General features: G+C 67.0%; 23 protein-coding genes. 12 read left to right on the top strand and 11 right to left on the bottom strand.

Features of this window, described 5'->3' with window-relative positions:
- The first annotated feature begins 25 nt into the window (after window positions 1-25).
- The 3 genes from CP958_RS20775 (at window position 26) to CP958_RS20785 (ending at window position 3,291) form a co-directional block, all read left to right on the top strand.
- Window positions 26-2,065 (top strand): EAL domain-containing protein, encoded by a 2,040-nt coding sequence (locus tag CP958_RS20775; RefSeq protein ID WP_096704086.1) that lies wholly within the window; start codon window positions 26-28, stop codon window positions 2,063-2,065.
- Complete coding sequence (locus tag CP958_RS20780; RefSeq protein WP_096704087.1) at window positions 2,065-2,556, top strand: prolyl-tRNA synthetase associated domain-containing protein; 492 nt, start codon at window positions 2,065-2,067, stop codon at window positions 2,554-2,556. Before CP958_RS20775 ends, CP958_RS20780 begins: the two co-directional genes overlap by 1 nt.
- A gap of 81 nt (window positions 2,557-2,637) precedes the next feature.
- Window positions 2,638-3,291, top strand: a complete 654-nt coding sequence (locus CP958_RS20785) for an ABC transporter substrate-binding protein (RefSeq protein ID WP_242443020.1) — start codon at window positions 2,638-2,640, stop codon at window positions 3,289-3,291.
- A gap of 7 nt (window positions 3,292-3,298) precedes the next feature.
- Here CP958_RS20785 and CP958_RS20790 read toward each other — a convergent pair whose 3' ends face one another.
- Complete coding sequence (locus tag CP958_RS20790; protein WP_096704088.1) at window positions 3,299-3,787, bottom strand: hypothetical protein; 489 nt, start codon at window positions 3,785-3,787, stop codon at window positions 3,299-3,301.
- A gap of 205 nt (window positions 3,788-3,992) precedes the next feature.
- On the opposite strand from CP958_RS20790, the gene guaA reads away from it, so the two are divergent.
- The 5 genes from guaA to CP958_RS20815 all read left to right on the top strand — a co-directional run bounded on the left by guaA (window position 3,993) and on the right by CP958_RS20815 (window position 7,082).
- A complete protein-coding gene (guaA, locus tag CP958_RS20795) occupies window positions 3,993-5,549 on the top strand; it encodes a glutamine-hydrolyzing GMP synthase (protein ID WP_096704089.1) in 1,557 nt (518 codons plus the stop codon).
- 131 nt (window positions 5,550-5,680) lie between these two features.
- Window positions 5,681-5,917: a hypothetical protein gene (locus tag CP958_RS20800; protein WP_096704090.1), complete on the top strand. Its 237-nt coding sequence runs from the start codon at window positions 5,681-5,683 to the stop codon at window positions 5,915-5,917.
- An 88-nt stretch (window positions 5,918-6,005) separates the two neighbouring features.
- On the top strand, window positions 6,006-6,269 hold the full coding sequence (locus CP958_RS20805) for a hypothetical protein (protein ID WP_242443021.1): 264 nt from the start codon (window positions 6,006-6,008) through the stop codon (window positions 6,267-6,269).
- A gap of 44 nt (window positions 6,270-6,313) precedes the next feature.
- A complete protein-coding gene (locus CP958_RS20810; RefSeq protein ID WP_096704220.1) occupies window positions 6,314-6,559 on the top strand; it encodes a hypothetical protein in 246 nt (81 codons plus the stop codon).
- A gap of 118 nt (window positions 6,560-6,677) precedes the next feature.
- Entirely contained in the window at window positions 6,678-7,082 is a 405-nt protein-coding gene (locus CP958_RS20815) for a hemerythrin family protein (protein WP_096704091.1), read from the top strand.
- Here CP958_RS20815 and CP958_RS20820 read toward each other — a convergent pair whose 3' ends face one another.
- Window positions 7,083-8,897 (bottom strand): aminopeptidase P family protein, encoded by a 1,815-nt coding sequence (locus tag CP958_RS20820; RefSeq protein WP_096704092.1) that lies wholly within the window; start codon window positions 8,895-8,897, stop codon window positions 7,083-7,085. It abuts the gene before it with no gap.
- A 360-nt stretch (window positions 8,898-9,257) separates the two neighbouring features.
- Here CP958_RS20820 and CP958_RS20825 point away from each other — a divergent pair, with 360 nt between their 5' ends.
- A complete protein-coding gene (locus tag CP958_RS20825) occupies window positions 9,258-10,010 on the top strand; it encodes a hypothetical protein (RefSeq protein WP_242443025.1) in 753 nt (250 codons plus the stop codon).
- A 38-nt stretch (window positions 10,011-10,048) separates the two neighbouring features.
- Here CP958_RS20825 and cyoE read toward each other — a convergent pair whose 3' ends face one another.
- Genes cyoE through CP958_RS20840 form a run of 3 tightly spaced genes read right to left on the bottom strand, consistent with a single transcriptional unit; the run spans window position 10,049 to window position 12,598 of the window.
- Complete coding sequence (gene cyoE, locus CP958_RS20830) at window positions 10,049-10,900, bottom strand: heme o synthase (protein ID WP_096704221.1); 852 nt, start codon at window positions 10,898-10,900, stop codon at window positions 10,049-10,051.
- Between the two features lie 32 nt (window positions 10,901-10,932).
- On the bottom strand, window positions 10,933-11,355 hold the full coding sequence (locus tag CP958_RS20835; protein WP_096704222.1) for a DUF420 domain-containing protein: 423 nt from the start codon (window positions 11,353-11,355) through the stop codon (window positions 10,933-10,935).
- Window positions 11,356-11,368: 13 nt separating this feature from the next.
- Window positions 11,369-12,598 carry an anion transporter gene (locus CP958_RS20840; RefSeq protein WP_096704094.1) on the bottom strand — a complete coding sequence of 410 codons (1,230 nt, stop codon included), beginning with the start codon at window positions 12,596-12,598 and terminating at the stop codon, window positions 11,369-11,371.
- Window positions 12,599-12,752: 154 nt separating this feature from the next.
- On the opposite strand from CP958_RS20840, the gene CP958_RS20845 reads away from it, so the two are divergent.
- Window positions 12,753-13,187, top strand: a complete 435-nt coding sequence (locus tag CP958_RS20845; RefSeq protein ID WP_096704095.1) for a hypothetical protein — start codon at window positions 12,753-12,755, stop codon at window positions 13,185-13,187.
- A gap of 7 nt (window positions 13,188-13,194) precedes the next feature.
- Here the strand turns inward: CP958_RS20845 and CP958_RS20850 are convergent, their stop codons facing one another.
- The 3 genes from CP958_RS20850 to CP958_RS20860 are packed head-to-tail and all read right to left on the bottom strand — an operon-like array spanning window position 13,195 to window position 14,746.
- Complete coding sequence (locus CP958_RS20850; RefSeq protein WP_096704096.1) at window positions 13,195-13,953, bottom strand: SDR family NAD(P)-dependent oxidoreductase; 759 nt, start codon at window positions 13,951-13,953, stop codon at window positions 13,195-13,197.
- Window positions 13,950-14,306 carry a DUF86 domain-containing protein gene (locus CP958_RS20855; RefSeq protein ID WP_096704097.1) on the bottom strand — a complete coding sequence of 119 codons (357 nt, stop codon included), beginning with the start codon at window positions 14,304-14,306 and terminating at the stop codon, window positions 13,950-13,952. The genes CP958_RS20850 and CP958_RS20855 overlap by 4 nt, the downstream gene beginning before the upstream one ends.
- A complete protein-coding gene (locus CP958_RS20860) occupies window positions 14,303-14,746 on the bottom strand; it encodes a nucleotidyltransferase family protein (RefSeq protein ID WP_096704098.1) in 444 nt (147 codons plus the stop codon). Before CP958_RS20860 ends, CP958_RS20855 begins: the two co-directional genes overlap by 4 nt.
- A 103-nt stretch (window positions 14,747-14,849) precedes the next feature.
- Here CP958_RS20860 and CP958_RS20865 point away from each other — a divergent pair, with 103 nt between their 5' ends.
- Window positions 14,850-15,749 (top strand): YicC/YloC family endoribonuclease, encoded by a 900-nt coding sequence (locus CP958_RS20865; RefSeq protein ID WP_096704099.1) that lies wholly within the window; start codon window positions 14,850-14,852, stop codon window positions 15,747-15,749.
- A 5-nt stretch (window positions 15,750-15,754) separates the two neighbouring features.
- Complete coding sequence (gene gmk, locus CP958_RS20870; RefSeq protein ID WP_096704100.1) at window positions 15,755-16,399, top strand: guanylate kinase; 645 nt, start codon at window positions 15,755-15,757, stop codon at window positions 16,397-16,399.
- Between the two features lie 2 nt (window positions 16,400-16,401).
- On the opposite strand, the gene CP958_RS20875 is transcribed toward gmk, so the two are convergent.
- The 3 genes from CP958_RS20875 to CP958_RS20885 form a co-directional block, all read right to left on the bottom strand.
- A complete protein-coding gene (locus CP958_RS20875) occupies window positions 16,402-17,091 on the bottom strand; it encodes a cytochrome b/b6 domain-containing protein (protein WP_096704101.1) in 690 nt (229 codons plus the stop codon).
- Between the two features lie 66 nt (window positions 17,092-17,157).
- Window positions 17,158-17,616, bottom strand: coding sequence for a cytochrome c (locus CP958_RS20880; RefSeq protein WP_096704102.1), 459 nt, complete (start codon window positions 17,614-17,616; stop codon window positions 17,158-17,160).
- Between the two features lie 120 nt (window positions 17,617-17,736).
- Window positions 17,737-18,708, bottom strand: coding sequence for an NADPH:quinone oxidoreductase family protein (locus CP958_RS20885; protein ID WP_096704103.1), 972 nt, complete (start codon window positions 18,706-18,708; stop codon window positions 17,737-17,739).
- Between the last annotated feature and the right edge of the window lie 7 nt (window positions 18,709-18,715).

Here is an 18,715-nt window from a genome sequence, read left to right on the forward strand (position 1 = left end):
CGTTGACCTGACGTGTTTTGGGGGGATGGACGACGTGAAGATCAAGGCCAGGATCAGCATCACCCGCGTGGTGTTCCTGCTGTCCCTGACGGCCACCGTGCTTGCCCTGGGCGTGGTCGTCCTTATCTCCAGCCATGTGCGCGAGAAGTCGGTGCACGACCTCGCCCGCGACGAGGCGCATCAGACCTCGACCCTGGTGTTCGAGACCCTTTACGCCGCCATGCGCAAGGGCTGGAGCAAGGACGAGATCGGCGAGGTCATCACCCGGCTGCAGGCGGCGCTGCCCGATCTGTCCATCCATGTGATCCGTGGCGCTCCGGTGATCGAGCAGTTCGGCGAGATCGCCAACGATCTCGCCATCGCCCGCCACGACCCGCTGCTGCAGGAGGTCTTCGCCACCGGCAAGGAGGTGCTGCTGCCCAGTCCCACCGGTATCCGCTACCTCTATCCCCTGATCGTCAAGGAAGAGTGCCTGGCCTGTCACACGGCGGCCAAGGTGGGCGACATCAACGGCGTCATCGACATCGTCTATCCGGTCCATGCCCTCAAGGTGTCGCTCGACTACGTGCTGAACACCGTGCTGGCCTATTTCTTCGCCATCCTGCTGCTGCTGTCGGCGGCGCTGTACTTCAAGCTGAAGATCTTCGTGGCCCGGCCCATCACCAACATGGTCGGGCTGATGCAGGAGATCATCTTGCATACCGACCTGTCGCGCCGGGTGGAGACCGACGGCATCATCGCCGAGGTGGCCGACCTGTCCGACTACTTCAACAAGCTGCTGCGCACGGTGGAGGAGTACCAGCACCGGCTGGAGGACCTGTCCATCCGCGACCCGCTGACCCGGCTTTACAACCGGCGCAAGTTCGACGAGTTCCTCGACCACGAGATCGACCGGTCGCAGCGGCACGGCCATCCCTTCTGTCTGGCCCAGATCGACCTGGACGACTTCAAGAACATCAACGACACCTTCGGCCATCCCATCGGCGATCTGGTGCTGAAGGAATTGGCCAGCGTGCTGCACCGTGAAGTGCGGCGCACCGACGTGGTGGCAAGGGTGGGGGCCGACGAGTTCTCGGTGCTGCTGCCCGAAACCACCATGGAGGAAGGCATGGCCGCGGCCGAGAAACTGCGCCAGGCCGTCGCCGACTGTCAGTTGGGCCTGCCGGTGGGCGGCGTGCGCATCACCGCCTCGGTCGGTCTGGTCAGCTATCCCGACAACGCCGACGACGCCCAGAAGCTGGCCATCGCGGCCGACGTGGCCAGCTACAAGGCCAAGCGCTCGGGCAAGAATCAGGTGGCGGTGATCGGCGAGGGCGAGGACGCCACCGTCGCCATCTTCAGCCAGGGCGAGATGGTGCGCAGCGCCCTGGCCGAGGGACGGCTGGTGCCGTTCTACCAGCCCATCGTCGCCGCCGAGGACGGCTCCATCGCCGCCTACGAGGTGCTGGCCCGCGTGGTGGACGGCGATCAGGCGGTGTGTGCCGGCGACTTCATCGAATCCGCCGAGGAATTGGGGCTGGCCGGCGAGATCGACGCCGCCGTGTTCGACGGCGCCCTGGCCGCCATGGCGGCGGGCAAGCTGGGCGACGCCAAGATCTTCGTCAACCTGTCGGCCAAGAGCCTGACCGACCGCGAGCGGATGATGGCCATCCCCCGCCGTCTGGCCGAGGCGGGCGTCGCCGCCAGCCGGGTGGTCCTCGAGATCACCGAGCGGGAGGCCCTGCCTCATTTCGGCGACATCGTCGCCATGATCAACGAGTTGCGCAGCACCGGCCTGGGCTTCGCGCTGGACGATTTCGGCTCGGGCTTCTCGTCGTTCCTCTATCTCAAGTACATCACCGTCGATTACGTCAAGATCGAGGGCAGCTTCATCCGGCACGTGGTCACCGACGACCGCGACCGCATCATGGTCGAGCACATCCACTCCATGGCCCGGCGCTTCGGCATGATCACCATCGCCGAGTTCGTGGAGGACGAGGCCACCATGGTGCTGCTGCGCAAGATGGGGATCAACCTGTGCCAGGGCTTCCACATCGCCGTTCCCAAGCCTATTCATAAGCTGTGATGGTTCCCGCGACCCCCGACGACCTGTTCGCCCTGTTCGACCGCCTGGACATCCGGGCGGCTACCCACCGGCACGCCCCGGCCTTCACGGTGGAGGAGGGGCACCGGGTCTGGGGCTCGATCCCCGGCGTCCATTGCAAGAACCTGTTTCTCAAGGACGGCAAGGGGCGGCTGTGGCTGGTGGTGGCGCCCGCCGAGCGGCGGATCGACCTCAAGTCCCTGCCGGAAAGGATCGGTTCGGCGCGGCTGTCCTTCGGCTCGGCGGCGCTGCTGGTCGAGGTGCTGGGTATCGAGCCGGGCTCGGTGACGCCCTTCGCGGTGATCAACGACAGGGAACACCGGGTCTCGGTGGTTCTGGATGCCTGGATGATGGCGCAGGAACGGATTAATTATCATCCGTTGCGCAACGACATGACCACCACGCTGAGCCCGGCCGAACTGGAGCGTTTCTTCCGGCACACCGGTCATACCCCTCTGCTGGTCGATCTATAGACGGGGGTATTGCCCCGCCTCCCTCGTTTGCGTTATTTCCTGTATCGCAGATAGGGCTTTCGATAGGGGATGTTTCCGAAAATGGCGATGGTCACCTTGCGGCACATGGCGGCGGCTTTGGGGCTGGCTCTTGGCCTGCTCCTGCTTCCCGTCGCCGGCCGGGCCGCCGATGTCGAGCTGGGGCGCACCACCGTGCAGAGCGCGGTGAACGAGGGGATTTCCACCTTCGTCGGTACCCGGCATCCCCTGGCGGAGCGCAGCCGGCTGCTGGACAGCCTGCTGCGCCGCTACATTGATCCGTCCATGCTGTCGGCCAGTATTCTCGGCCGCTACTGGGGCAAGATCAGCCCGGCCGAGCAGAGCGCCTTTTCCGAGCTGTTCGTGCGCTATCTGGTGACGTCCTATGTGGGGATTCTGGGCCGCGCCGAGCCCGGCACGTCCGTCAGGGTCGCCGATGGAAGCGATCTCGGCACCAAGGTCCGGGTGCGGTCGTCCGCCATGTTGCCCTCCCAGCCCGGCGACCCCATTCCGGTGGAGTGGGAGGTGGCGACCACCGCCGACGGCAGGCCGGTGATCATGGACCTCACCGCCCAGGGCGTCAGTCTGATCCGCGCCATGAAGGACGATTTCGCCTCGGTGCTGCGCTCGTCGGGCGGCAAGATCGAGCCGCTGATGGAAGCCCTGCAGCGCAAGATCGACGCCAACGAAAAGGCCAATGCCGCCCAGGCGGGCTGATCTCCGGTTACGACCCCAGATAGACCAGCTTCTCGCCTTCCTTGAAGTCGCCGGACATGGCGAGGTCCTTGAAGAAGTCGGCGACGCCCCTGGCCGGGCCGGTCAGGGCGTTGATGGGGCCGGGCCGGATGCCCAGGCCGTGGGCCTTCAGCAGGCCGGGCTCGGCTTCCTTGGTGGCGAAATACAGCACCACGTCGTCGCCCTTGGGGGCGGCCATCAGGGTCAGGCGTGCCGCATCCACGTACTGGACCAGGAACAGGCCGGGGGCCAGGCGGGCGGCGCGGGCCTTGCCGGTGGGGCCGTCCGGGGTCGCCACGTCGTACTGCTTTTCCGCCGCGTTCCATGTCACCCGTACCTCGACCCCGTCGGGGCGGCGGTAGCGGCCGTCCTTGACGCCGTCCACCCGGATGGAGGCGGAAGCGGCGACGGTGTCGCCCTCCACCTGATAGCAGGCGGGCAGGAGCAGCAGGAGCAACAGGGCGGCGAGGCGGCGCATGGATGGGTCCTTCCGGCTGAATTCGCCCGGACCCTATCATCGCCGGGGGGCGATGAAATTGACCTCGGCCAAGTACTTGTTCCGATGCTTGTTCCGGCTGTGACGAATCGCTAAAGTCCGGCCCTCCTGTGGTCCGATCCGTCGGGAAGGTTTACCTTCCGGGCGGTGAATCGGCCCACGAGAGATCGTATTCCCGGAGGAAGTCATGTCCGAGCGCATCCTGATCGTCGATTTCGGCTCGCAGGTGACCCAGCTGATCGCGCGCCGCGTGCGCGAGGCCGGCGTCTACTGTGAAATCCACCCCTTCAACCGGGTGAGCGTCGACAGCATCCGCGAGTTCGCTCCCAAGGGCGTGATCCTGTCGGGCGGCCCGGCCTCGGTGGCCGATTTCGGCTCGCCCCGCGCGCCGGACGGCCTGTTCGAGATGGGCCTGCCCATCCTGGGCATCTGCTACGGCCAACAGACCATGTGCGAGCAGTTGGGCGGCAAGGTGGAGCCCGGCGATCACCGCGAATTCGGCCGCGCCCTGCTCAAGGTCTCGGGCGAGCCCTGCGCCCTGTTCGACGGCATCGCCGCCAAGGGCGACGAGGTCCAGGTGTGGATGAGCCACGGCGACCGGGTAACGGCGATTCCGGCGGGCTTCAAGGTGGTGGCGACCTCCGAGGGCGCCCCCTTCGCCGCTATCGCCAACGCCGACAAGCGCTTCTACGGCGTGCAGTTCCACCCCGAGGTGGTGCACACCCCCATCGGCAAGCAATTGCTGTCCAATTTCGTCCACAAGATCGTCGGCTGCGCCGGCGACTGGACCATGAAGGCCTTCCGCGCCCAGGAGATCGCCAAGGTGCGCGCCCAGGTGGGGTCGGGCCGGGTGATCTGCGGCCTGTCGGGCGGCGTGGATTCCTCGGTGGTGGCGGCCCTGCTGCACGAGGCCATCGGCGACCAGTTGACCTGTGTGTTCGTGGATACCGGCTTCATGCGGGCCGGCGAGTCCGAGCAGGTGGTCAGCGTCTTCCGCGACCGCTTCAACATCAAGCTGGTCCACAAGGACGCCTCGGACCTGTTCCTGGACAAGCTGGCCGGCCTGACCGACCCCGAGAAGAAGCGCAAGATCATCGGCGCCACCTTCATCGACGTGTTCGAGGAAGAGGCCAGGGCGGTGGGCGGCGCCGACTTCCTGGCCCAGGGCACCCTTTATCCCGACGTGATCGAGAGCGTCAGCTTCACCGGTGGCCCCTCGGTGACCATCAAGAGCCACCACAATGTCGGCGGTCTGCCCGAGCGCATGAACATGAAGCTGGTCGAGCCGCTGCGCGAACTGTTCAAGGACGAGGTCCGGGCGCTGGGCCGCGAACTGGGCCTGCCCGCCGACATGGTCGGCCGCCATCCCTTCCCCGGCCCCGGTCTGGCCATCCGCATCCCCGGCCAGCCGCTGACCCGCGAAAACCTGGATATCCTCCGGAAGGCCGATACCATCTATCTGGATGAAATCCGCAAGGCCGGCCTCTACGACGAGATCTGGCAGGCCTTCGCCGTGTTGCTGCCGGTCCGCACCGTGGGCGTCATGGGCGATTCGCGCTCCTACGACTACGCCTGCGCGCTGCGCGCCGTCACCAGCACCGACGGCATGACCGCCGATTTCTATCCCTTCGACATGGCCTTCATCGGCCGGGTGGCCAACCGCATCATCAACGAGGTCAAGGGGATCAACCGGGTGACCTATGACGTCACCAGCAAGCCGCCGGGCACCATTGAATGGGAGTGATTGGCGCCATAAGTGATTTGCCGCCATCATCTTTCGTCAAGATTATCGTTTGGTGAATGGGGCCTCCGCCTGATTGTTCCTCTCTTTATTCCAGGTATAATCCCTTATGGTCGTTATCCGGGATTGGAGCGATGGAATTGCAGGACAACAATCGTTGCGCTTTTGACAGGCTGATCAGTCTGGCCGGTGGAGCCGAGCCGGCCGAACATGCCCTGTCGGTTCTGCGCAATGCGGGGTCCTGCAGCGCCCTGTTGTCCTGCCCGCGCCGTCTGGGGTGCTCGTGGATGGCCATGATCCTGGCGACGCGGCTGTCCGAGGCCGCCATCGCCGCCGCCGAGCATGATCGGGTGCTGGCCCTGTCAGCCTAGGGTTGTTCAGGACGGCGCATGATCGCCCCCCGTATCCTGCATGGAAGATGTGGTTGAGAATCCCTCGCCGCATCCCTATCATCCCTGTATGACGAATTGTGACCTGCCCTCGGCCTGTCAGCGTAAATTCACGGCGACCTCCAACTGCATCGAATGCGGAACCTGGGTGGATGCACTGGTCATCCTTGGCGACATCGCCCATTGCCCTGAAGATACCTCCTGCTCCCACCATGATGCCTGTGCCCGCGAGGTCGCCAGGTGTGCCGGCGACCTGCATCGGGGGGCTCCGCTCCGGTCGCGGCTGCTGGACAGGCTGTGTCACCTGATGTCGCCGGTGACCGCCTTTCGTTAGCTCCTGTTGTCTTGCCGATGGGGATGGCGTGTGCGGAGGTGGGCATGCACGGAGACGATATATCCGGCCGCACCGGCGACGGAGATCACTGCGCCAGCGGCCTGCCCTGTGCAGGCTGCCCGGAGGCGGTGGCCTCGGTGAGCCGCGTCTCCCACGGCAGCGATCTCAGCCGGTCCGAGGCCGATGGCTGCTGGGTGGTGCGTATCGGCCATTCGGAAAAGCTGCGCAGCGACGATCCCTGCCTCGCCTGCTCCTTCTTCCGCAACCGGGCGCCGCTGCTGGCCGGATAGCCCGGCCATTCAGCCCGGACAGGTCGCGCATCCCCTTGGTGAATGGGCCTTTGGCTTGCGTCCGGGCGGCAAAGGCGTACATTGCGGCCGTTTCCTTGGACCAGATCAGGGCGTGACGATGATTCCTCGGCATGCGGTCATCCGGTGGGGCGAGCCTCTGTTGCTCGGGGTCGCCTTCGTCGATCACGATCATTGCGAGGCGGTGGAGATGATCAACCGCATGGCCGCCGCCGCTCCGTCCGAGCGCCTGGAGATGGCGCGCACCTTCTCCCGCCATTGCGTCGAGCATTTCGCCCGTGAGGAGGCGATGATGGTGAAGACCGGCTTCTTCGCCCTCGACCCCCATCGCGATGAGCACCGGCGGGTACTCGCCGAACTGGACGAGGTGATCCGCTCGCTGGAGGGTGGCGACCCTTGCGAGGAATATTTCACCGTCGACCTGCCGCAGTGGTTCCTTGAGCACCGGGCGACCATGGACTACGTCACCTCGGGCTATGCCCTCGAGCACGGCTGGGTCGAGTAGCTACGGCAGCGCCGCCGTGGCGCGCTCCAGCCACTCCCGCTCCGCCGGTTCGGCCAGCAGGGGCATGATCTCGTCCCGCACCCGGGCGTGATAGGCGTTCAGCCAGTCCCGTTCGTCCGCGTCCAGCAGTTCCCCGGCCACCAGGGCCCGGTCGATGGGCGCCAGGGTCAGGGTCTCGAAGCCCAGCAACTCACGCTCGGCGCCCGCCGGGGCGGCTTGCGGCGCCACCAGCACCAGGTTCTCGATGCGGATGCCGTAGGCGCCGGTCTTATAATAGCCGGGCTCGTTGGACAGGATCATGCCGGGTTTCAGCGCCACGCTGTTGCCGACCTTGGAAATGCGCTGCGGCCCCTCGTGCACCGACAGGAAGCTGCCCACCCCATGGCCGGTGCCGTGGTCGTAGTCCAGCCCCTCGGACCACAGCGGCCGCCGGGCCAGGGCGTCCAACTGGCTGCCGGTGGTGCCGGCCGGAAAGACGGCCCGCGCCAGGGCGATGTGCCCCTTGAGCACCAGGGTGAAGCGGCGGCGCGCCTCGGTGGGCGCCGTGTCGCCGACCAGCACCGTGCGGGTGATATCGGTGGTGCCGTCCAGGTACTGGGCGCCGGAATCAACCAGATAGAGCTCGCCCGCCGTCAGGGGGCGGTTGGTCTTGGGCGTCGAGTGGTAGTGGACGATGGCGCCGTTGGCCCCGGCCCCCGAAATGGTGGGAAAGGACAGGCCACGGAAATGCCGGCCGGTGCGGCGAAAGCCTTCCAGGGTATCGGCGGCGGTCATTTCATCCACCGTACCGCTTTGCGTGGCGCGGTCCAGCCAGGCGAGAAAACGCACCATGGCGGCGCCGTCGCGGTGATGGGCGGCCCGCGTGCCGGCCATCTCGACGGCATTCTTGCAGGCGCGGGGCAGGGCGCAGGGGTCGGCGCCGGCCTCGACGCGGGCGCCGGCCATGCGCAGGGTTTCCCAGACCTGGAAGGGAGCCGATGCCGAATCCAGCCTGACCCGCTTGCCGCCGCGCCCCAACAGGCGAAGCGCCGCCTCGAACTGGTCCGGCGCCGCCACCCGTACGCCGCCGCTCCAGGCGGCGACCGCCTCGGGGGCGATGCGGCCGGGATCGAGGAACACATCCACCGAACCGTCGGCATGGAGGATGGCGAAGCACAGGGGCAGCGGCGTGAAGGCCACGTCGTCCGCCCGGATATTCAGCAGCCAGGCCACGGATTCCGGGGCGCTCAGCACGGCGGCGTCCAGGCGCTCGCGCTCCAGCTCGGCGGCGATGTCGCTCCGCTTGGTCGCGGCGGAGCGGCCGGCGAAGTTTTCCGGATGGGCGATCACAAGGCTGGCCGGCGCGGCGGGCCGGTCGCTCCACACGGCGTCCAGGGGGTTGTCGGGGCAGGGAACCAGGGCGGCGCCCGCCCGCTCGCAGATATTGGTCAGGGTCTGCACCTGCTCTTGGGTGTGCAGCCAGGGGTCGAAGCCCAGGCGGTCGCCCTTGTCCAGCACCTCGCCCAGCCAGCGCTGGGGCGGATGCTCGGTCAGGTGCAGGGGGGCGAACAGGCCGGTATCCACCTCGCCGAGGACCTGCAGGGTATAGCGGCCGTCCACGAAGATCGCCGCCTTGTCTCCCAGCACCACCGCCGATCCCGCCGAGCCGGTAAAGCCGGTCAGCCAGCCCAGGCGCTGGGCCGAGGGCGGCACGTACTCGCCCTGGTGCTGGTCGGCGCGGGGGATCACGAAGCCGCTCAGGTTGCGGCGGTCCAGCTCGCGCCGCAGCGCGGCGAGGCGGTCGGAGGCGGTGGCCGGGGCTTGCTGCAGAATCATGCCGAAAACTTAGTCCATAAGAAGTTGTTCAGGTAGGGGGTATTTGGGTGACCTTCGCCATGGCATTGAAGAATTGGAACAGCTTGGGCCTCGATAATATCGAATATGCAAAGCCTGAAGTTGCTGCGCTGCAACGTCAGGAACTCGTCAGGTGAAGACCCTAGCCGGAAGGCAGGTCCGGCAAGTCTGGTCTTTAAGAATCACAGAAAAATCGATACCATGAATAATAATTTCGGATGGGCATCTGTCGTGTTCAAGCTCTCTGGGTGAGACGATATGGGAGCGCAGGAATCGGCGCCGGCCATTGAACCGGGCGGCGCCATGGTGCCAAGGGAACCGGGGGGCAAACGATGCCGCAGCGTGGCGGCGGTCGCCATCCTGGCGCTGACCGATATTCTTGAGGAATCGGCCGTCGACGGCACCGTCACCATGGATGATGTTCGCCGCGTCGCCAAGGCGGTGCTGGCGGCGCGCGGCCCGCTGGGCGAGCACTACGCCCTGTGGGAGGACGGCTGCGACGCCGCCTTCAGCCTGCGGCGCATCGAGCGGCAGCGCACCGATTTCATGGGACGGATCATCACCCGGCCGTTTTCCGATTGCTTCGACGACAGGAACAGCGGCATCGAGCGCAAGCATCTGCCGCAATTCTTCGCGGCGGTGCATATGATCATCGGTGAGGAGCCCTATGAATTGCTGCGCAACCGGGCCAGCAAGGCCGCCGAACGGCACCGCACCGAAGACGGGCTGGTCTCGTGGCCCGAGTTCTATGCCGACAGCGACGTGCGGGCCATCTTCGAGGAAATCCTGGTGACCATGGCCCGCAGCTTCCGGCGTTTCGAGCCGCGCAAGGACTGGTTCCTGATCATCATGAATTCCAGCCCGTCCTCCATCTCCACCGCCTCCAACGCCTTCATCCCCAAGCGGCCGGAGGACAAGGTGCTGCGCGAGTTCAGCGAGGCTCACATGGTGCGGCTGTTCCAGGCGCTGTTCGTCTCTTGCCGCCCGGATACCTTCTCGCCCGAACGCAAGGCGGCCTTCATGGAGAAGTGGGGCAGCGAGCCGGAAAAGGTGTTCGGCCCGCTGTTCGTCAGTCTGGCGGAAATGGCGCAGTAGGGGGGAGTGCCCGGCGCCCGAGGGGCGGGAAACACTCCCTACCAGTGCTTGTCCACGAACACCGCGATGAACAGCAGCAGCAGGTAGGGCATGGAGGCGGCGAAGTTCCAGCCGGCCCAGCGGCGGGACGGGTCGCGGACCAGCACCACGTTGAAGCCCAGCAACACGGCGCCGACCAGGGCCGCGATGATGCCGTAGGCATTGCCCAGCAGGCCCAGCCACCAGGGCAGCAGCGACGACGCCACCAGGGCGATGCTGTTGCCCAGAATCCACCAGGCGGTGCGCTTGGCGCCCACCACCACCGGCAGCATGGGAACGCCGGCCTGGCGGTAATCGTCGGCCAGCAGGATGGCCAGCGCCCAGAAATGGCTGGGCGTCCACAGGAACAGCACCAGGGCCAGCACCATGGGCAGCATCCACTGGGTCTGGTCCACCGCCGCCGCTCCGGCCAAAACGGCGAAGCTGCCGGCGGCGCCGCCGATGATGATGTTGGTCCAGTGGCGGCGCTTCAGCCAGACGGTGTAGATGGCCACATAGACGAAGCCGCCCAGGAAAAGGTGCAGCGCCACCACCCAGTTGAAGGCGGTGTGGGCCAGGGCCATGCCCGCCGCCATCAGCACCACCGCCAGGGTGAAGCCTACCGCCGGAGTACCGGCGCCGGTGGCCATGGGGCGACGCGAGGTGCGGCGCATCAGCCGGTCGATATCGCGGTCCCAGACATGGTTGAACACCGCCGAGGCGGCCGAACCCAGAACCATGGCCAGCGTCAGCAGCAGCAGGGCCACCGGGTCGACCTTGGTCGCCACGGCGCCATAGCCGGTGATCGCGGTCAACGCGATCATCAGCGCGATACGCGGCTTCAAAAGCTCGATGAATTGCCTGAACGTCAAACCCGCCTCCGCGCCCACGGTTGTTCCGCGGGTCAGGTGTATAAATGGTACAGCATAAGATACACAACGATGCCGGTGATAGAAACGTAAAGCCACAGCGGCAACGTCCAGCGGGCGATTTTCGGATGCAGGTCGAAACGTCCCTTGAGGGCGCGCAGCAGGGTCAGCACCACCAGGGGCGCCACCACCGCCGCCAGCAGCACGTGGCTGATCAGCAGGACGTAATAGAGGGGCCGCACCATGCCGGTTCCCCGGAACACGAAAATCGGCGCGGCGAAGTGATAGACCACGTAGAAGGCCAGGAACAGGGCCGAGGCCCCCACCGCGCCCAGCATGGCCTTGCGGTGGCTGTCCTTGCGCCCCGCCCGGATATGGACGAAGCCGGTGATCAGGAAGGCAAGGGACACCGCGTTGAGGAAGGCGGTGACGTGGGGCAGGGTGCCGGCGGCCGTCATCTCGAACATTCTCCTACCACGTCATCCAGCCGCCCAGCCGCAGCCAGACGACGGCGATGGCCATGGTCAGCAGGGTCACGGGAATGCCGGCCCGCGCGAAATCGGTGAAGGACAGGCGGGTGCCGGCGCTCGCGGCGCGTTCGGCGACGATGATGTTGGCCATGCTGCCCACCAGCAGGAAATTCCCCGCCAGGGTGGACAGCAGGGCCAGCCCGGTCAGGGCCCCCGGATCGGGGGTCGGCCACACCGCCAGGATCAGCATCACCGCCGGCACGTTGCCGATGGAATTGGAGGCGATCAGGGCCACCGGCAGCATGGCCTTCAGGCTGTCGGGGAACCAGCCGTGCTCGGCCAGCCAGTTGACCCAGTGACGCGCCATGTCGGTGTCGGCGAAGGCGCCGGTGACCACGAACAGGCAGGCGAACAGCAGCAGCAGGTGCCAGTCCACCAGACCGATCATCTCGCGCGAGCTCATGCGGCGGCTGGTCAGCAGCAGGACGGCGATGACCATGGCGCCCACCTCGCGCGGCAGCGGCGCGGCGAACAGCAGGGCCAGGATGGCGAGAGCGATGCCGCCCTTGACCGCCTGCCAGCGATGCCCCTCGGGCGGCGGATGGGCCGTCACCGGCTTGGGCGCCGCATCCAGTTCGCGCCGCCAGATCCAGGCGATGCAGTAATAGACCACCACCAGCGACACGGCGGACGGCACGGCGCAGGCGGCGAGGAAGTTCCAGAAATCCAGCCCGCCCACCTGACCGATCAGGATGTTCTGCGGATTGCCGATCAGGGTGGCGGCGCTGCCGGCATTGGCGGCGCCCACCAGACCCAGCAGATAGGGGCGGGGGTCGAGGCCGCGCCGGCGGATACCCTCGGCGATGATCGGCGTCATGGCGAAGCACACCACGTCGTTGGCCAGCACTGCCGACAATCCGCCCGACACGGCGATCACCATGGCCAGCAGCCGCCGGGCCGAGCCGGGTGAGTCCGCCACCTTCTCGGCCACCGCGCCATACACGCCGGCCAACTGGAACTGGGCCGAGATGATCATCAGGGCGAACAGCAGCAGCAGGGTGGGCACGTCGATGGAGGTGCCCATGGCCTTGACGCCCACCTTGCCGGAGACCAGCAGCACCACAACCGCCAGCAGGGCGATGCCGGTGCGGTCGAGCCTCAGGCCCGGCACCGAGCCGACGGCCATGCCGAGATAGGTGAGGAAGAAGACGGTGACGACGAAGCTATCCATACCTTTCCTTATGGCCTGTCGGCGGAGTCTCGGCAAGTCCCGCCGTGTCGTCACGGCTATCGGGCTGCTTCGGGTTTGGCTATCATGGCCGCAACATTGGGGGATCGGCATGATGTTGGGATCGGGTTGGACACGGCTTGGCCGGATTGCGGCCATGGCCATGGTCGTGATTTTCGGCATGGCGGACGCCGGGATGGCGGAGACGGCGGCCTCTTCGCCGTCCGATGGCAGGGTCTACCAGTTTCCCGAACCCAGGCCCGACGACACGGTGGTTATCAACTCGCGCGGCGGGCAGCGCATCGGTGTCGCCTTCTGGCCGGAGGCGGTGATGGCCTCGTCCCAGGACATGCCGGCGATCCGGGCCATGTCCGATGACTTGCGCCGGCAGTTCGCCAGGCTGATCGGCAAGCATCGCCTCGAGGATCTGCTGTCCATGGAGCAGAAGCGGGCGCTTGCCGCCAAACTGGTGATCGTCGCCAATAACGAGCTGGCGGCCTATGACCGCAAGGCCGGGATGGCGGTTGCCCCCGGACGGGTCTATGTGGAAGACATCATCTTCAAGAGTTTCAGTATGGAAGCGGTGAAGTAGGGACGCCCTACTTCTTCGGCATTCCCGCCGCGATGCGGTCCATCAGCGCGCTGGGCAGGCAGCCGGCGATGCGAGCCATGAGGTGCATGGGCCAGGGAAAGGCGATGCGGCCGCGATTTCTCGCCAGACCGCCCGCCATGATGCGGCTGGCCCGCTCCACATCCACCAGGAACGGCATGGCGAAGCGGTTCACCGCCGTCATGGGCGTGTCCACGAAGCCGGGGCAGATCACCGAGACGCCGATGCCCAGGGGGGCCAGTTCGCCGCGCAACCCCTCGCCCCACACCCTTACGGCGGCCTTTGAGGCGCAATAGGCGGGCGCTCCCGGGAAACCCCGGAAGCCGGCCAGCGAACTCATGATGCCGATCTGCCCCCGGCGGCGGGCCCGCAGCAAAGGGATGGCTGGCATCACCATGTTGAACACTCCGTCCACGTTGACGGCGAAGATGGCGCGGGTTTGCCCGGCCGTTTCGCCGCCGCCGCCGGTTCCCGCCGAGATCCCGGCATTGGCGATGATCAGGTCCAGCGGCCGCAGGGCTTCCGAGGCCTCGACCCAACCGGCGGTGGCCGCCTGATCGGTGACGTCCAGCCGGGTCGTGTGGACGTCGGCTCCCTTGGCCCGGCACTGGCCGGCGACCTCCGCCAGCCGCGCCATGTCGCGCCCCGACAGGTGCAGGGTGACCCCCGGCGCGGCGTGGGCGCGGGCCAGCCCTGCCCCCAGGCCGGACGAGGCGCCGGAGATCAGGACGGACGCGAATCGTGTCATCCGCCGTTGCCGTTCTTTTCGTTGAGCAGGGCGCGCAGCGGCCCCAGCAGGGGCGGCAGGTCGTGGCGGGCCGAATCGAAGACGATGGAGGGGTCCACCGAATGGTATTCGTGCACCAGGATGTTGCGCATCTCGGTCATGCGGCTCCACGGGATGTCGGGATGGCGTTCCGCCACCTGGGAGGGAACGCGCTTGGCCGCCTCGCCGATGATTTCCAGGTTGCGGACCACCGCGTCCACCGTGCGGTCGTCGGTGACGAAGCGACGGTCGTCCATGCCGTCGGTGTAGCGCCGGATGCGCTCGATGGCCTCGATCATGTCCTCGATACGAACCCGCCAATCCTTGAACGTCACGTTTCCAGCTCTCCCTTGCCGTAGACCGGCAGGCATTCGTCGAGAATGCGCCGTTTGAGGCGCGGCTTGATGTTGCCCGAGGTGATGAGGTCGACCGGGCGGCCCAGCAGCCCTTCCAGGGCGTGCTTCAGCTCCACGTAGGCGAACAGGCCGCCGGGCTTGCCGGGGAAGAATTCCACCATCAGGTCGATGTCGCTGGTGGGCTTGGCCTCGTCCCTGACCACCGAGCCGAACAGGAACAGGGCCTTGACCCCGAAGCGCTCCATGATGTCGGAGCGCGACCGCAGGCGGTCGATCACCTCGTCGCGGGCGGCGGGGCTGCGGCGGCGCGAGATGCGCCCGGCATAGGCCTTGACCGCGTCGGCCTTGTCGGCCGGCACGCGCACCACGATCTCCACAACGTTGGGACGGCCACGCTCGGGGCGTCTTCTTTCCTTCATGCGGAAAGGATAGTCCGCGTTACGCCACATGGAAAGGAGCACGGTTGTTGCCTCGGCCGGGCGGGGCTATAAAACCCCCCTGACATTTCACGGAGGCATCGCCTTGACCGTCGCCAGCATGACCGGCTACGCCCGCGCCGAAGGGCGGGATTCCCAGGGTTCCTGGGTGTGGGAGGGCAAGAGCGTCAACGGCCGCGGCCTGGAGCTGCGCTGCAAGTCGGCGCCGGGCTATGACGGGCTGGAGGTCCACGCCCGCGAGGCGGCGGCCAAGCGGCTGAAGCGCGGCAACGTCCAGCTGTCGCTCAGCGTGCGGGCCGAGACCGAGCAATCCCAGGTCCGCGTCAACGAGGCCATGCTCGAGCAATTGCTGGGCATCTGCCGCGAGTGGCAGGGCAAGTATCCCGAAATCACCCCGGCCCGCATGGATGGCCTGCTGGCGCTGAAAGGCGTGCTGGAGCCGGTGGCCGAGGCGGAGGCCGGCGACGCGGATTCCCTGCGTACCGCCCGCGAGGGCGCCATGAGGGCCTCGCTGGAGGCCATGCTCGACCAGTTGGCCGCCATGCGCCGGGTGGAAGGGGCGCGCATCGCCGCCGTGCTGACCGGTCAGTTGGACGAGATCGCCACCCTGGCCGGCAAGGCGGGCAATTGCGCCGTGCTGCGTCCCGACGCGGTGCGCGAGCGCCTGCGCGCCCAGGTGGCCCAGGTGCTGGAGGCCGCCCCCACCCTGGCCGAGGACCGTATCGCCCAGGAAGTGGCGCTGATCGCCGTCAAGGCCGACGTGCGCGAAGAGCTGGACCGTCTGGCCGCCCACGTGGCGGCCGCCCGCGACCTGCTGGCCCAGGGCGGCGCCATCGGCCGCAAGCTGGACTTCCTGGCCCAGGAGTTCAACCGCGAGGCCAATACCCTGTGCTCCAAGTCCTCGGACGTGGAGCTGACCCGTGTCGGCCTCGACCTCAAGGCCGTCATCGACCAATTCAAAGAGCAAGTCCAGAACATCGAGTAGGAACCATGAGCGACACCCTTCCCACCGTCAGCCGCCGCGGCCTCATGCTGGTGATGTCGTCGCCGTCGGGCGCCGGCAAGACCACCATCTCGCGCGCTCTGCTGGAGCGCGATTCCGCCATCGGCATGTCGGTGTCGGCCACCACGCGGGCTCCGCGCCCCGGCGAGGTGGACGGCAAGGACTACCACTTCGTCACCGTCGACAAGTTCCACGAGATGGTGGAAAAGCGGGAGTTCCTGGAACACGCCCGTGTCTTCGACAATTTCTACGGCACGCCCAGGGGGCCGGTGGACGAGATTCTGCGTTCGGGTCGCGACGTGCTGTTCGACATCGACTGGCAGGGTACCCAGCAGATGGCCCAGAACGCACGGGCCGATCTGGTCTCGGTGTTCGTTCTGCCCCCCTCGGTGGCGGAACTGGAGCGTCGCCTCAGGGGGCGCGCCCAGGATTCCGACGAGGTGGTGAGGAAGCGCATGGCCAAGGCCGGCGACGAGATGAGCCACTGGCCGGAATACGATTACATCGTGGTCAACGTGGACCTCGATAAGTCCATCGCCGCTGTTCAGGCCATCCTGGCCGCCGAGCGCCTGAAGCGCGAGCGTCAGGTGGGCCTGCCCGACTTCGTCACCCAATTGCGGGGCGGCGAGTAGCCTCAGAAATCCGGCGTCGAGGCGGCGGGAGGCGGGGCGGGCGGGGGCGGCATCCAGCCGCCGCCGGCTCCGTGAACCGCCATGGCGGCCACGGCCAGGGCCACGGCCAGCGCCATGATGCCGCCACCTTGCGCCGGCTCCCCTTGCCCGTCCTTCCGGCCGGTCAGCATGGGCCGGAGCAGGTTCTGCCCGCGGACCAGCCCATAGAAGGCGATGGCCCCCAGGTGCAGGGCGACCAGCAGATAGAGAACCTTGGACAGCAGGTGGTGGACGGCGGTCAGGCGGTTGCTCAGCGCCTTGCCGGCCAGATCGTAGAGCGGGCCGGTGAAGGCGATATCGTCGTTGGAAAACAGCCCGCTGGCGACCTGCGCGGCCAGCAGGCCCAGCAGGCCGAGCACCGAAAGCGCTGCCACCGGATTATGCCCCTCGCCCCGCCAATCGCCGCGCAGATACGCCCTGACGGCTCCCGGAGTGGGGAAGAACTGGCGGAAACGGGCATAGGTCGAGCCGACCAGACCCCAGGCCAGACGAAACGCCACCAGACCGACGATCAGAACGCCGATGCGGCCGTGCCAGCTCATCAGGCCGCCGCCCAATTGGCCGCTGACCGACGCGGCGGCGACAGCCAGGGCCAGTGACCAGTGAAACAGGCGGGTGGGCAGGTCCCACAGGCGATAATCTTGTCGCTTCATGCCGCGTCTCGCTTGGCAAAACGGAACAGGCGCCCGAAGGCGCCCGCCGGACGAAGGAGTCCGAGCCTACTGCTTGATCTTGAAGTCGTCGTGGCAGCCCTTGCAGGTGGCGGCCAGCTTGCCGAACTGCTCCTTGGCGGCGGCGGTATCGCCGGTGGCGGCGACCTTGGCCATCTCGTTGGCTTCCTTGTTGAAAGCCATGGCGGCCTTGCCGATCTTTTCCTTCTCGGTCCAGATTTCCGGCTTGGCGCGGGTCTTTTCCCAGCCGGTGCCGGTGTCGGTGCCGGGCAGGTACAGGGCGCCCATGCCGGAATTGGCGATGGCCTGGATGGCGTTTGCGGCCTTGACCACCTCTTCCTTGTTGTAGGTGCCTTCGACGCTCGCCTTGATGCGGGCCATGTTCCAGGCCATGAAGCCGTAACCGGACTGGCGCCACTTGATGGCGTCCTCGGGCTTGATCTGGGCGCTGGCGGTGCCGGCCAGGGCGATCAGGGCAACGGTGGCGAGCAGAAGCTTGGACTTCATGGATGGGTCTCCTGAGGCGTCGGGAATGGTACAGGTTCTTCTAATGGATTATGCCGAGGACGGCGCGGCCTGTCAGTAACAGAGGGTAACAAGGCCCCGGTGCAATTCCACCTATCGGTTTCAGCGGCAGGTCAGGACGATCTTGCCGGTGGCGGCGCGGCCCTTCAGCATTCCGATGGCCTCCACCGCCCGGGAAAGGTCCATGACCTTGGAGACGTGGGGCGCCAGCTTGCCCGCCGCCCACCAGTCCAGGCATTCCTGCATGGACTCGCGGACCATCTGCGGCGCGATCTTGCGATAGGCGCCCCAGTAATAGCCGATCACCGTGACGTTCTTGACCAGCAGGATGTTGGCGGGAATCTGCTGCACCGTGCCGCCGGCGAAGCCGATGATCAGAATCCGCCCATCGGCGGCGACGGAGCGAAGCGAGGCGTCGAACACCTGCCCGCCCACCGGATCATAGACCACGTCGGCGCCACGGCCATCGGTCAGGGCCTTGACCCGTTCGCGGATGTCCTCGGCCTTGTAGTCGATGCCGAAATGGGCGCCGTGCTCCATGGCCACCTTGACCTTGTCCGGCCCGCCGGCGGTGCCGATGACGGTGGCGCCCAGCGCGCGGCCCACCTCGACGGCGGTCAGTCCGACGCCGCCCGCCGCGCCGTGCACCACCAGGGTCTCGCCGGCCTTGAGGCCGGCCTTGCCCTTGAGGCCCAGGTGCGAGGTGCCGTAGGCCACCGGAAAGCCGGCGGCGGTGACGAAGTCGAGGGAGTCGGGCAGCACGTAGACGTCGGTCTGGTCGCACACCGCTTCCTCGGCGAAGGCGCCGCCGGTGACCGTGGCCATCACCCGGTCGCCGGGCTTGCAGGTGGAGACGCCCGCCGCGACCTCGGTGACCACGCCGGCCAGTTCCATGCCCGGCACGAAGGGCGGCTCCATCTTTTCCTGGTATTTGCCGCCGGTGATCAGCGAGTCGGCGAAGTTGACGCCCGCCGCATGCACGGCGATGCGCACGCCGCCCTGGATCATGGCGGGCGCGGGAAAGTCGGTGACGACCAGGTCCTGGCCGAAAGCGGGACAGACGACGGCTTTCATGGGATCT

The sequence above is a fragment of the Magnetospirillum sp. 15-1 genome (genome assembly GCF_900184795.1).
Lineage (GTDB): Bacteria > Pseudomonadota > Alphaproteobacteria > Rhodospirillales > Magnetospirillaceae > Phaeospirillum.